The following is a 12,956-nucleotide window of genomic DNA, read 5'->3' on the forward strand; positions in this document are numbered from 1 at the left end:
TATTACCCGAAAGGGTCCGCAAAAGCCCGCCATTTGGCGGGCTTTTCTCGTTTCTGCCATTTGGAAAGTAAGGCATAATCGTCTCCTCGCAATGGAGGATTACGCGTGCAGTACGATTGGATTTTGTTTGACGCCGATGAAACCCTGTTTTCATTTGATGCGTATGCGGGCTTAAAAGCTATGTTTGCAGGTCTAGGAGTGAATTTCACCCTTGAAGACTTCGCCGAATATCAATTGGTGAACAAGCCACTTTGGGTCCAATACCAAGATGGTGAGATCACAGCGAAACAACTACAAGAAGATCGCTTTAATGTTTGGTCAGATCGGCTGAGCATCTCTCCTGCTGAATTGAATCGCCTGTTTCTTGATGCCATGGCCGATGTTTGCCAGCCATTGGAAGGGGTAAAAGACATTGTTCCTGAGCTTGCTCAAAAGGCGAAACTTGGCATCATCACGAATGGTTTTGTTCAACTCCAGCAAATTCGCCTAGAGCGAACGGGGATGGCTGACTACTTTGACTTGGTCGTTATCTCTGAAGAAGTAGGAGTGGCAAAGCCGGATACGGCGATTTTCGAGCATACGCTGAAATTGGCCGGTAACCCAGAAAAGTCACGTGTTTTGATGGTCGGTGATAATGCATCGTCAGACATTTTAGGTGGCAACAATGCACTTATTGATACGTGCTGGCTAAATGTTGATGCGAAACCGCTACCTGATGGCGTTGTACCCACGTTTACAGTCACGTCATGGGCCGAAATGCGGAAAGTGTTACTGGGATAACCTTTGCCTCCCTGGTGATAGCGAGCGGTTCATTGCTCGCTTTCTCTTTGTTCTTCCTCTTCCTATCTTACTGATTGAAAACTAAGTTTCCGTATGAATTGCTGACTTTCTCATTTTACGTGCTTACGGAAGCTCTGCGATGGGCGTATGATTTTTTATCATAACGGACTGCATTATTAGCATGTCCATTCTGATGCTGACTACGAGTCAGCAAAGATTGTTCACCGAGGAGACAAGCGATGAGTACACCGGAAACCTTAGCTAGACAAATGGTGAGTTCTTTATCAAAGAACTGGTGGGTGCTCGCGCTAAGGGGCGTGGCAGCGGTTGTTTTTGCGGTAATGTTATGGACACTTCCTCCGCAGGAGTCGATTGAAACACTGATTCTGGTCTTTGGCGTATTTGCTTTTGTAGATGGGTCATTGCAGGTTTGGACCGCGATCATGGACCGAAAATCTCATGATAACTGGATAGTATTGGTTTTGTGGGGTGTCGTTGGTATCGCGGCCGGTATCATGACGTTTGCGGTCCCTGGGCTTACTGCTGTTGCGCTTCTGTTCTATATTGCGGTTTGGGCTATCGCAAAAGGTGTGTTGGAAATTATTGCTGCGATTCGGTTGCGTAAAGAGATCAAAGGCGAGTGGTTATTAGTATTGCTTGGCGTGATTTCCATCTTCTTCGGTGGCTTCCTGATGGCAAATCCTGCTGCAGGTGCACTGACATTGATTTGGGTAATTGCGACGTATGCGTTTGTATTTGGCGTGCTTTTTGTCGCATTGGCAGTGAAGCTGAAAGGTTTTAAATCTGAGCCAAATGACAGTGAGGTTTAATTGGGTTTAGAGAATCGCGCTCTAACCCAATATAATGCATTGAACATGGACTGCTTACCCAAACAAAAATTGAGGAATAGGATGCTGAAAAAATCCGGAGTGTTGATTGTTGCTGCATTAATGGCAGGTTGCGCGGGCATTGATGATGCCACTAACCTTGTTCAGCAAGGTGATTGGATGGCTGTTGGTGAACGAGATGGTGTGCGCGGCATTCCTTCACGCTCAATGTCAGATCTACAAGCATTGGCTACTAGTGCGGGTACGGACAGTGTGAATGTTGCTGAATATGATCAAGGGTACAACGAGGGTATCGACCGCTACTGTGACGTGAATAATGCGTATGAAATCGGCTTGTCCGGCATGCAGTATCTGGGTGTGTGTGCGAACATGGAAAACGGTGTTCGTTTTGAATTGGAGTGGCAACGCGGCTTCGAAGATTTTCAGTCAGCGGATCAAACCTTCTGATTCAATGTATATACAACAAAGGCCGCATGTCGGCCTTTGTTCATTTTACTTTCCATTCATGTGTCTATCTTCAAATCCTCTTTTTATCCGCACCTAGCTCCTTGGTGTAATTATATCTTTACGAATGTACCCTTTAATTTACGAGTTGGTTGCATTCAAAAACCAGCATGTTAAGGTGTGAGTCAATGCGATATGCATCAACGAATAAGAAACACTGAATAGAGAACAGCAGGACAGATTTCATGGAAAGAGATTTACTGACGAATGTACACATTCAAGATGAAACCGTACTTATTACCCCCGAGCAGCTGAGAAAAAAGCTTCCGGTTAAAGATGAAACTCTGGCTTTCATCTCTAAAAGTCGTCAAGAAATAGCCGACATCATTCATAAAAAGGATCATCGTCTTCTTATTGTTTGCGGGCCTTGTTCGATTCACGATACTGACGCTGCAATTGCATATGCTAAAAAACTGAAAACCCTATCTGAAAAAGTGGGTGATCAGCTGTATATCGTAATGCGTGTTTACTTTGAAAAGCCACGTACGACTGTTGGGTGGAAAGGTCTGATCAATGACCCTAGCCTTGACGGCTCCTTTGACGTGGAAGCAGGCCTTCACAAAGCAAGAGAGCTATTGATCACTTTGGCTGATATGGGTTTACCGCTTGCGACAGAAGCTCTCGATCCTATTAGCCCTCAGTACATTGGTGATCTGTTCAGTTGGGCGGCCATAGGTGCACGAACCACAGAATCCCAGACCCACCGAGAAATGGCGAGCGGTCTTTCCATGCCTATCGGTTTTAAAAATGGCACAGACGGTAGCCTTTCCACCGCGATTAATGCCATGAAGGCGGCTGCATCTGGTCACCGTTTTATGGGCATTAACAAGGAGGGGCAGGTGGCATTGCTAACGACGCAAGGCAATCCTGACGGTCATGTTATCCTTCGTGGTGGTAAACAGACAAATTACGACTCAGTCTCTGTGACGGAATGCGAAAATGAGATGCACCAAGCAGGGTTGGACGCGTCGCTGATGGTAGACTGCAGCCACGCTAACTCTCGCAAAGACTTCCGTCGTCAGCCGTTGGTTGCAGAAGATGTGTTCCATCAAATCCGTGAAGGCAATACGTCTATCATTGGTTTGATGATTGAAAGCAACATCAAAGAAGGCAGCCAGTCCGCGGATCTTCCACGCGAAGAGATGGCTTACGGTGTGTCAATTACAGATGCGTGCATCGACTGGCAAGATACGGAAACCTTGCTCAATCGAGCGCACGATGAACTCACACCCTTCTTAGAACAACGATTACAAGGGAATTGAGCCAAATGGTTGCAGAGTTGTCCTGCTTGCGGGATCAGATTGATGAAGTAGACAAACAAATGGTGGAGTTGCTGGCTCGTCGTCTGGCATTGGTGTCAGAAGTCGGCGAGGTGAAAAGCGAGCACGGTTTACCGATTTATGCCCCTGACCGAGAAGCGGCTATGTTGGCCTCGCGTCGAGAAGAAGCGGCTTCGAAAGGTGTTCCTCCGGATCTGATTGAAGATATCCTCCGTCGCACGATGCGTGAGTCTTATGCCAGCGAGAATGATTCAGGTTTCAAATGTCTGAATCCAGAGTTGCGCTCTATCGTTATCGTGGGGGGCAATGGCCAGTTGGGTAAGCTTTTCGGTAAGTTGTTCCGATTGTCTGGTTACACCGTCAAGGTGCTCGGTAGTCAAGATTGGGACAATGCCCAAGAAATCTTGGCGGATGCAGGTATGGTTGTCGTTACTGTGCCTATCAATAAAACAGATGCAGTGATCCGTCAGCTCGGTGATTTACCAGATGACTGTTTGTTGGTGGATCTGACCTCGATTAAAAGTGAGCCGTTGCAGGCCATGTTGGAATCGCATAAAGGCCCCGTTGTTGGACTGCACCCGATGTTTGGTCCAGATATCAGTAGCCTTGCCAAACAGGTGATTGTGTATTGTGATGGCCGTAATCCTGAATCATACCAATGGTTGCTTGAGCAATTTCGTATCTGGGGGGCGAGCTTGCATCGCATCAGCGCTATAGAGCACGATCAGGGCATGACCTTGATTCAGGCTTTACGTCACTTTACGTCTTTCGTTTATGGCGTGCATCTGGCCGAAGAAAACCCGAACTTGGGCCAGCTGACCGCTTTAAGCTCACCAATTTATCGCTTGGAATTGGCGATGGTGGGGCGTTTATTTGCGCAAGACGCGCAACTGTACGGTGATATCATCATGTCCTCCTCGCAGAACATCGACATGATCAGGCGTTTCCATGCTCGTTTCGGTGAGGCTATCAAATTGCTCGATGAGCAAGACAAAAACGGGTTTGTTGCCGCATTTAACCAAGTTGAAAGCTGGTTTGGGGACTTCGCACCTCGCTTTATGAAAGAAAGCCAAACGTTGCTGCGTCAAGCTAATGACAGCACGCATCGAGGTTAACGCAGTTGCACAGCAAATAAAAAGGAGCTAATGGCTCCTTTTTTGTTCGCGCAGTGGAAGTTAAACGTCAATTTCCGTCGGGGTGACGTTTTCTATAGGGTAAGTACCCAGCACTTTGATGTAGCGGGTGAGCGCAATCAACTCCTCGATGACGAGTTTCATAGTGTCTGAGCGGATGTTGCCCTCCACGTCGACATAAAACATTTCTTCCCATGGATTACCCAGTACAGGGCGAGATTCTAGTTTAGTCATGTTGATCCCATGGTTGCGAAGCACCAACAAACATTCAACCAAAGAGCCTGCTTTCTGCCCCGTAGACATAATAAAGGTTGTTTTTGCCGGGATTAGACCATTCACATCAACAGGCTTTCTCGCAACCACAATAAAGCGAGTGTGGTTTTCCTGTTGGTTAGCAATGCCGAATTTTAATGGTTTCAGTCCGTATAGCTCGCCACTGGAGGCATTGCCGATCGCAGCTACGTTAGGGGTTTTCAACGCGGCCACTTCTTTCATCGCTTCGGCAGTGCTGGAGCAGTACTCTTGCTTAATATCCCCCAAAGAATGAAGAAACTCGCTGCATTGCTGATGTGGCTGAGGATGAGAATAAAGTACCTGAATTTTATCTATGTCAGTGTCAACGGCGGTCAGTAGGCAATGCTCAATAGGTTGCGTGATTTCACCGACGATAGACAAGCGCGTGTGTTGTAGCTGGTCATACACATCATTGATGGAGCCTGAGCTGGTATTCTCGATAGGAAGCACACCATAGTCTGCGTTACCCGTCTCGACCATCTCCAAGACTTCTTTGAAGCTTTGGCATTGAATTTCAGCAAGCGTTGTATGCTTACGAGCAAAAAAATTTCGTGCAGCCAGATTGGAATAAGACCCTTTACCACCAAGAAAAGAGACGCGTGCTAGCGGCTGCTCATTGTCTGGATTGGCCAGTCTTTGCAGGAATGCTTGCTGATAGAGAACCGAATCTTCAACGATGGTATGAAAAATTTTGGTGACGTACTGAGGGTCAAGCTCATGTGTACGTCCCTCCGCAACGAGTCCTTCGAGTAGTGCTTGTTCTCGTTCAATGTCGCGCACTGGTTTTTGCGTTTGTATTTTGCTTTTAGCAACTTCTAGGCTGAGTTTTCTGCGATCGGCTAGCAAAGATAATATCTGTTGGTCGATCGTGCTAACGCCTACGCGGATTTCATCCAGTGACAATGTTGGTTTGGTCATTCCCTCTTCCTGCTGCTGATTCATCTGACCCTGACTGATACAAAAAAGCCCCCCTGTTTGAGGGAGGCTTCTGGGAATCTTTCGTTATCGATGCTCGCCCTTAGCCCCGCCTCACTAGAAGCAGTTAAAAAACGAAAGAAAAACGAGATAGTCGGTGTCATCGATAGTCTGTTGATTGGCGTAATATCACTCAACCTTATTGGGAGGATGCTTTCATGTCAAGACGAATCAGCCCTGCACTTGCAGGGCTGAGACTTTGATTTATTCTCTTAGTGTATTTACACCACGTCAGGCTCTTCTGCTGGAACATCTACATGGCTGGCTCGGCGTGCCTCACCTTTGTGTGCTTGCTTATTCAGTTGTTTCTCCAACTTGTGGCCGACTTCATTAATTGCAGCATACATATCTTCATGTTCTGCTGACGCAATCAGTTTTGCCCCTGGAACGGAAACTCCCGCTTCGACTTTAAATTTGCTACCAGGCTCTTCGCTGATAACGGCATGAGGGTTAATGAGAGTGACCTGCCATTTCTCTAACTTTTCAAAGCGAGATGTAATTCGATCGTGGATGGCAGCTGTGACGTCGATGTTTTTACCAGTAATTTCAACTCTCATAGATGTTTCCTCTTTTGCTTGCCCTTTGCTGGGCTCACTTTCAGATTACGTTTCTGTAAGGGAAAAAACGTGATTTATGTCACATTTGGTCGGTGTTTTTTAAGCGGAGTAGCTATTTGTGATCGCGCCAAAACCTCTGGCGTGAAATTTTCATAAAATGCTTGAAGAGCGTTACGAAAGTATTGCAAGATGAAGAGGTTAAGGTCGCTAACGAACACAGAACGTTAGGGATGTTACTCGTGCTAAAGAAGGTTGTGATGGATTTTCCGACAGCACTGGAGTGCATGAAAAATTGTCTTTACGACACTGAAGATTCAAAAAAAGCAGCCATTGGCTGCTTTTTGTCGTTTAAGCGGTTGTTAGAGTGATACACCATTTAGTCGCATTAACTCTCGGGTATGCTCTGCAGGTTTATCGAGTTTCAACTCTTCGTAAGCTTTCAACATCAACGGCAGGGATTTTTTCGCAGCTTCAGTGTCAGGAAAGTCGCGTTGGATTTGCTGGCTGCGATTGATAACGGCCACCCACGCTTCTCGGCGCACGTAAAAATCCGCTGTAGCCAATTCATAATCCGCTAATCGGTTTTTCAATGCTTCCAGTCTCTTTTGCGAGTCTGCAGCATATTCGCTATTTGGGTAGCGTTCGAGTAGACGACGAAAATCGATAAAGGCTTTACGTGAAGGCTCGGGGTCACGATCGCTTCTGTCTACATTCAACATATCGTGCAGGAATGTGCGGTCTTGCGCCATGTTGGTTAAACCGCGCATATAGAGTACCCAGTCGATTTGTGGATGACCTGGATTCATGCGCATAAAGCGATCGATGGTTGCCTCACCAAGAGCAAGGTCATCGTTTTTGTAATAGGCATAAATCAAGTCCAACTGAACTTGCTCTGAATATGCGCCAAAGGGATAGCGAGAATCCAGAGCTTCGAGTTGCTCGATTGCTTTATTCCAGCTGCCTTCGTTAAGCGCTGTTTGTGCGTTCTGATAGAGTTCTGATGGCGGAACATCAGGAACGATTTCTTCGGTGCTTGAGCATCCAGCCAGCAAAGAAATGGCGAGCAGAGAAGATAATGTAAGGCGTTTCATTACTACGAGAGCTTCCTTGAAAGAATATTTTCAGCCTTTGCCATTACGGAGACCGCCGCAAAAAGCTACAATGGCGCGATAAAGGTTATTCTACCCATCGGCCAGATATAATACCAATAGGTTAACGTGACTAAGCCCAAGGGCCAAGTCCCTGCTAAGGTATTAGTCTCACAGAGAATCAAAAAGTTCGTTATGGCACAGCAGTTAGAGTTAAGCAGTACAGTTAATGAGAGCCAACTAGGGCAACGTCTGGATCAGGCATTGGCCGAGTTGTTCCCTGATTATTCCCGATCACGCATCAAAGAATGGATTCTGGCAGACAAAGTAAGTGTCGATGGTGAGATCGTCAATAAGCCACGCGTGAAAATGATGGGTGGTGAGGCAATAGTTGTTCAAGCTGAGATCGAAGACGAGAAACGTTGGGAGCCTCAAGACATTCCTCTGAACATTGTTTATGAGGACGATGACATCTTGGTAATTAACAAACCACGCGGTTTGGTTGTTCACCCAGGTGCAGGTTGCCCAGATGGTACCGTGCTAAATGGTCTTCTTTTCCGCTATCCTGATATCGCGGAAGTTCCACGGGCAGGTATCGTTCACCGCTTGGATAAAGACACCACAGGGTTAATGGTGGTGGCGAAGAATGTCCCAACCCAGACGCGTCTGGTTCGTGCTCTTCAAAAGCGTAAAAAGTTCACCCGTGAATATGAAGCGATTGCGATCGGCAACATGACGGGGGGCGGTACGGTAGAGAAGCCTATTGGTCGTCATTCTACTAAGCGCACTCACATGGCGGTGCAGGTAATGGGTAAGCCAGCTATTACCCACTACCGTGTTGTTGAGCATTTCCGTGCTCACGCACGCTTGCGCCTTCGTCTGGAGACCGGCCGTACTCACCAGATCCGTGTTCACATGGCGTATTTAAACCACCCATTGATTGGTGATCAGCTATACGGTGGTCGTCCTCGTCCACCGCGTAATGCCGGTGATGAACTGATCCAGACATTGCGCAAATTTGATCGTCAGGCGTTGCATGCAGTGATGTTGCGTATCGAGCACCCAACGACCAAAGAAGTGATGGAATGGCATGCTCCAGTGCCGGATGACATGGTACATCTGACAGAAGTATTGCGTGTCGATGCCCAAGAGCACGGAGAGTTGGACTACTAAACATGAACTGGATTCAACCAAATTGGCCTGCGCCGACAAACATTAGAGCAGTCAGTACAACACGAGAAGGCGGGGTGAGTGCTTCACCTTTTGATAGTCTCAACGTGGGAAAGCATGTGGGAGATAACCCCGCTGATGTTGACCATAATCGTGCCGTACTTGCTGATGTTATGGGTATGCCATCGCCACCGGCGTGGTTGAATCAAGTCCATGGTACAGAGGTAATATCCTTACCTCTGTCTTCCGCATCAAATGTTCCTGATGCGGATGCATCTTTTACTTCTTCACCTGATCACGTGTGTGTGGTGATGACGGCGGATTGTCTACCTGTGCTTTTTTGCAATGAGGCTGGCACACAGGTTGGTGCAGCCCATGCGGGTTGGCGTGGATTAGTTAATGGTGTCTTAGAACAAACGCTGGCAAAATTTGATGACACGTCAGAAGTAATGGCATGGATGGGCCCCGCTATTGGTGCATCTGAGTTTGAAGTTGGTAGTGAGGTTCGAGAACAGTTTATTGCTAGCCATCCTGAGGCGCATTATGCGTTTCAACCTCATAAAGATCGCTGGTTGGCAGATATTTATTTGTTAGCAAAACAGCGACTGGCAATGGCAGGGGTAACGAAAGTTTACGGTGGCGAATACTGTACTGTGTCCGATCCTCAGCGTTTTTTTTCCTATCGTAGAGAAAATTGTACAGGCCGTCAGGCCAGTTGCATTTGGATTTCTTCGCATTAAGCGATAAAAATTTCACCAATCAACTTGAAATTGGTTAGAGCCGCTCCCATTTTTTCGGTAAGCAACTACCGAAGTTATTAGAGGGGGGCCTATGCGCCTTGACCGATTTACCAGCAAATTTCAATTAGCCATTTCCGACGCACAGTCACTGGCTTTAGGGCGCGATCATCAATATATCGAGCCTGTGCACTTGATGGTGTCGCTCCTCAATCAGGACAGCAGCACTATTCGTCCTTTGATGACACTTCTTAATGTCGACGTTACCCAACTGCGTTCAAGCCTAAGTGAGATGCTTGAAAAATTGCCTAAAGTCAGTGGTACGGGAGGCGATGTTCAGCTTTCACATGGCATGGGCATGCTTTTCAATATGTGTGACAAGCTATCGCAGAAGCGTAAAGACAAATTCATTTCGTCAGAGTTATTTATTTTCGCAGCTGTCGAAGACAAAGGCCCGCTAGGCGATTTACTCAGAAGTTTAGGTCTGACCACGAAGAAGGTTGAAGATGCCATCGACAAGGTTCGAGGCGGTCAGGCTATCAATGATCCCAATGCGGAAGAAGCGCGTCAGGCGCTGGAGAAATTCACCATCGACCTGACGGAAAAAGCCGAGCAAGGCAAACTCGACCCTGTAATTGGTCGTGATGATGAAATTCGCCGTACCATTCAAGTACTCCAGCGTCGTACCAAAAATAACCCTGTCATTATCGGTGAGCCGGGCGTAGGTAAAACCGCGATTGTTGAAGGGCTTGCTCAACGAATAGTGAGTGGTGAAGTGCCAGAAGGGCTGCGTAATAAACGCGTACTGTCTTTGGATATGGGCTCTTTGGTTGCTGGTGCAAAATACCGTGGTGAGTTTGAAGAACGCCTGAAGTCAGTATTGAATGAGCTGGCAAAAGAAGAAGGCAACGTCATTCTCTTTATCGATGAAATCCACACCATGGTGGGCGCAGGCAAAGCAGAAGGTGCGATGGACGCCGGCAACATGCTTAAGCCCGCTTTGGCGCGAGGTGAGCTTCACTGCGTAGGCGCCACTACCTTGGATGAATACCGTCAGTACGTAGAAAAAGATGCGGCACTAGAGCGTCGTTTTCAGAAAGTGCTGGTGGATGAACCAACAGTAGAAGATACCGTCGCTATCCTTCGGGGTCTTAAAGAGCGTTATGAATTGCACCATGCGGTGGAAATTATAGACCCTGCCATTGTTGCAGCTGCGAGTCTTTCTCATCGTTATATTTCAGATCGCCAGTTACCGGACAAAGCCATCGACTTGATTGATGAAGCAGCATCAAGTATTCGCATGCAGATAGACTCTAAACCAGAGCAACTTGACCGCTTAGAGCGTCGTCTCATTCAACTTAAGATTGAGCAGCAGGCTCTTTCTAAAGAGAACGACGATGCGAGTAAAAAGCGACTCGAAACGCTTCAAGCTGAGATTGACGATAAAGAGCGTGATTTTGCAGAGCTTGAAGAAGTGTGGAACGCAGAAAAAGCCGCACTGTCTGGCACACAACATATTAAGAGTGCGTTAGAGCAGGCGAGAACAGATCTTGAGATCGCACGCCGTGCTGGTGATCTAAACCGCATGTCAGAACTTCAGTACGGTCGCATCCCTGAACTTGAGAAACAACTCGACTTGGCGAGTCAGGCAGAAATGCAGGAAATGACGCTATTACGTAATCGTGTAACGGATGCGGAAATTGCCGAAGTGCTGTCGCGTCAGACGGGGATTCCTGTAGCCAAGATGCTAGAAGGCGAAAAAGAGAAGCTGCTTCAGATGGAAGATGAGCTCCATAGCCGAGTCATTGGTCAGGCTGAAGCGGTAACGTCAGTTTCTAATGCGATTAGACGCAGTCGCGCTGGACTGGCGGATCCAAACCGTCCGATTGGTTCGTTCCTGTTCCTTGGCCCTACGGGGGTGGGGAAAACCGAACTGTGTAAGTCATTGGCAGAGTTTCTCTTTGATAGCAGCGATGCGATGGTACGTATCGATATGTCAGAGTTTATGGAGAAGCACTCAGTGGCAAGACTGGTCGGTGCGCCTCCTGGCTATGTGGGTTACGAAGAAGGTGGCTACCTGACGGAAGCGGTTCGTCGTCGTCCTTATTCAGTCATCCTATTAGATGAAGTAGAGAAGGCGCATCCGGATGTGTTCAACTTGCTTTTGCAAGTCCTTGATGATGGTCGACTGACCGATGGGCAAGGTCGTACGGTTGATTTTCGAAATGCTGTCGTGATCATGACATCGAACTTGGGGTCAGACCGAATTCAAGAACACTTTAGTGAACTGGATTACGATGGTATTAAAGTGATGGTGATGGATGTGGTCAGTAAACACTTCCGACCAGAATTTATTAACCGTATAGATGAAGCTGTTGTGTTTCATCCTCTGGGCCAAGAGCATATCAAGTCGATTGCGGATATACAGCTTGCTCATTTAGCGAAACGAATGGCTGAAAGAGATTTGACTCTGGAAGTGACAGATGAAGCACTGTCTATGATTGCCCAAGCAGGATTTGATCCGGTATATGGAGCAAGACCGCTCAAGCGCGCGATTCAGCAAAGCGTCGAAAACCCGCTGGCGCAATCTATTTTGCGTGGGGAAGTGAAGCCGGGCTTGCCAGTTAAATTGATTGTCGAAGACGAGCAAATAAAAGCTGTGCAATAAAGGCTACATTATATAGTACGAACAGAAAGAGGCCTTGTTGGCCTCTTTCTGTTTTATCTACACAACGCATTTCAGTTAAACTCGAAAGTTACCCACAGTATTTTGTGGGCTTGATGTGAGTAAAATGTGCAAAAATAAGCCTTTCGAGTAAAAGTTGCTCGAATGGTGTTTTTTATACGAAAAACCCTTAAAAAGCCCTTGCCAGAATTAGAGACCTCCCTATAATGCGCCTCATCGACACGGAGAGTGGTTCCCAATAGGGAAGTGCAGAAAAGTTGGATGGCGAAGCTTTGAAAGCTGAATGAAAATAAACGCTTGACGCGTTTGAGTGAATCAGTAAAATGGCCGCCCGCTTCAATGGAAACCTCCGGCAGAAGCAAGTCAATAAGACGTTTTGAGGGTTGCGAAAGCAACGCGGAAACATTACAAAATTTCTTCTTGACTTCATCGCCCGGCAGCGTAAAATTCGCAGCCCTGACGGTGAGAAGCTACGGCTTCTACAGTCAACGTTCTTTAACAATTTGACCTATACAATCTGTGTGGGCACTCGTAATTGATAGACAAAAGATTTATCAATGAACTGAGTGACCCAATCGAATTGGAAAACAGCCTTGAGCCGTTTTGCTTTCACTTTTTTAAAAGTGGAAACCAATGAGAAACACAGTCAATGCAGATTTGCCTACGGGCAAAAAAGTAATTCAGTATTCATTGAGCGTTACCTTAGGGTAACAAAAAAATTCTAATTGAAGAGTTTGATCATGGCTCAGATTGAACGCTGGCGGCAGGCCTAACACATGCAAGTCGAGCGGTAACATTTCAAAAGCTTGCTTTTGAAGATGACGAGCGGCGGACGGGTGAGTAATGGCTGGGAACCTGCCCTGATGTGGGGGATAACAGTTGGAAACGACTGCTAATACCGCAT

At 47.0% G+C, this 12,956-nt stretch carries 11 protein-coding genes and 1 rRNA gene; 9 read left to right on the forward strand and 3 right to left on the reverse strand.

Annotated elements, in window-relative coordinates; genetic code table 11:
- Nucleotides 1-105 precede the first annotated feature (105 nt).
- From yjjG to tyrA, 5 genes are all read left to right on the forward strand, one after another.
- Nucleotides 106-780, forward strand: coding sequence for a pyrimidine 5'-nucleotidase (yjjG, locus tag B5D35_RS02270; protein ID WP_078750990.1), 675 nt, complete (start codon nt 106-108; stop codon nt 778-780).
- 239 nt (nt 781-1,019) lie between these two features.
- Nucleotides 1,020-1,610, forward strand: coding sequence for an HdeD family acid-resistance protein (locus tag B5D35_RS02275; RefSeq protein WP_078750991.1), 591 nt, complete (start codon nt 1,020-1,022; stop codon nt 1,608-1,610).
- Between the two features lie 81 nt (nt 1,611-1,691).
- On the forward strand, nt 1,692-2,075 hold the full coding sequence (locus B5D35_RS02280) for a DUF2799 domain-containing protein (protein ID WP_078750992.1): 384 nt from the start codon (nt 1,692-1,694) through the stop codon (nt 2,073-2,075).
- 242 nt (nt 2,076-2,317) lie between these two features.
- The gene (locus tag B5D35_RS02285; RefSeq protein WP_078750993.1) at nt 2,318-3,394 is read left to right on the forward strand and encodes a 3-deoxy-7-phosphoheptulonate synthase; all 1,077 of its coding nucleotides are present in this window, start codon (nt 2,318-2,320) and stop codon (nt 3,392-3,394) included.
- Nucleotides 3,395-3,399: 5 nt separating this feature from the next.
- Nucleotides 3,400-4,527 carry a bifunctional chorismate mutase/prephenate dehydrogenase gene (tyrA, locus tag B5D35_RS02290; RefSeq protein WP_078750994.1) on the forward strand — a complete coding sequence of 376 codons (1,128 nt, stop codon included), beginning with the start codon at nt 3,400-3,402 and terminating at the stop codon, nt 4,525-4,527.
- A 60-nt stretch (nt 4,528-4,587) separates the two neighbouring features.
- On the opposite strand, the gene pheA is transcribed toward tyrA, so the two are convergent.
- From pheA to bamD, 3 genes are all read right to left on the reverse strand, one after another.
- Nucleotides 4,588-5,757 (reverse strand): prephenate dehydratase, encoded by a 1,170-nt coding sequence (pheA, locus tag B5D35_RS02295; protein ID WP_078750995.1) that lies wholly within the window; start codon nt 5,755-5,757, stop codon nt 4,588-4,590.
- Nucleotides 5,758-6,035: 278 nt separating this feature from the next.
- Nucleotides 6,036-6,371, reverse strand: a complete 336-nt coding sequence (gene hpf / locus B5D35_RS02300) for a ribosome hibernation-promoting factor, HPF/YfiA family (RefSeq protein ID WP_078750996.1) — start codon at nt 6,369-6,371, stop codon at nt 6,036-6,038.
- A gap of 359 nt (nt 6,372-6,730) precedes the next feature.
- Entirely contained in the window at nt 6,731-7,462 is a 732-nt protein-coding gene (gene bamD / locus B5D35_RS02305; RefSeq protein ID WP_078750997.1) for an outer membrane protein assembly factor BamD, read from the reverse strand.
- Between the two features lie 192 nt (nt 7,463-7,654).
- Between bamD and rluD the strand changes: the two genes are divergently transcribed.
- The 4 genes from rluD to B5D35_RS02325 form a co-directional block, all read left to right on the forward strand.
- On the forward strand, nt 7,655-8,632 hold the full coding sequence (rluD, locus tag B5D35_RS02310; protein WP_078750998.1) for a 23S rRNA pseudouridine(1911/1915/1917) synthase RluD: 978 nt from the start codon (nt 7,655-7,657) through the stop codon (nt 8,630-8,632).
- A gap of 2 nt (nt 8,633-8,634) precedes the next feature.
- A complete protein-coding gene (pgeF, locus tag B5D35_RS02315) occupies nt 8,635-9,369 on the forward strand; it encodes a peptidoglycan editing factor PgeF (RefSeq protein WP_078750999.1) in 735 nt (244 codons plus the stop codon).
- Between the two features lie 91 nt (nt 9,370-9,460).
- On the forward strand, nt 9,461-12,034 hold the full coding sequence (gene clpB, locus B5D35_RS02320; RefSeq protein ID WP_078751000.1) for an ATP-dependent chaperone ClpB: 2,574 nt from the start codon (nt 9,461-9,463) through the stop codon (nt 12,032-12,034).
- 740 nt (nt 12,035-12,774) lie between these two features.
- Nucleotides 12,775-12,956, forward strand: a 16S ribosomal RNA gene (locus B5D35_RS02325); the annotation flags it as partial.

The sequence above is a fragment of the Enterovibrio nigricans DSM 22720 genome, from assembly GCF_900167155.1.
Lineage (GTDB): Bacteria > Pseudomonadota > Gammaproteobacteria > Enterobacterales > Vibrionaceae > Enterovibrio > Enterovibrio nigricans.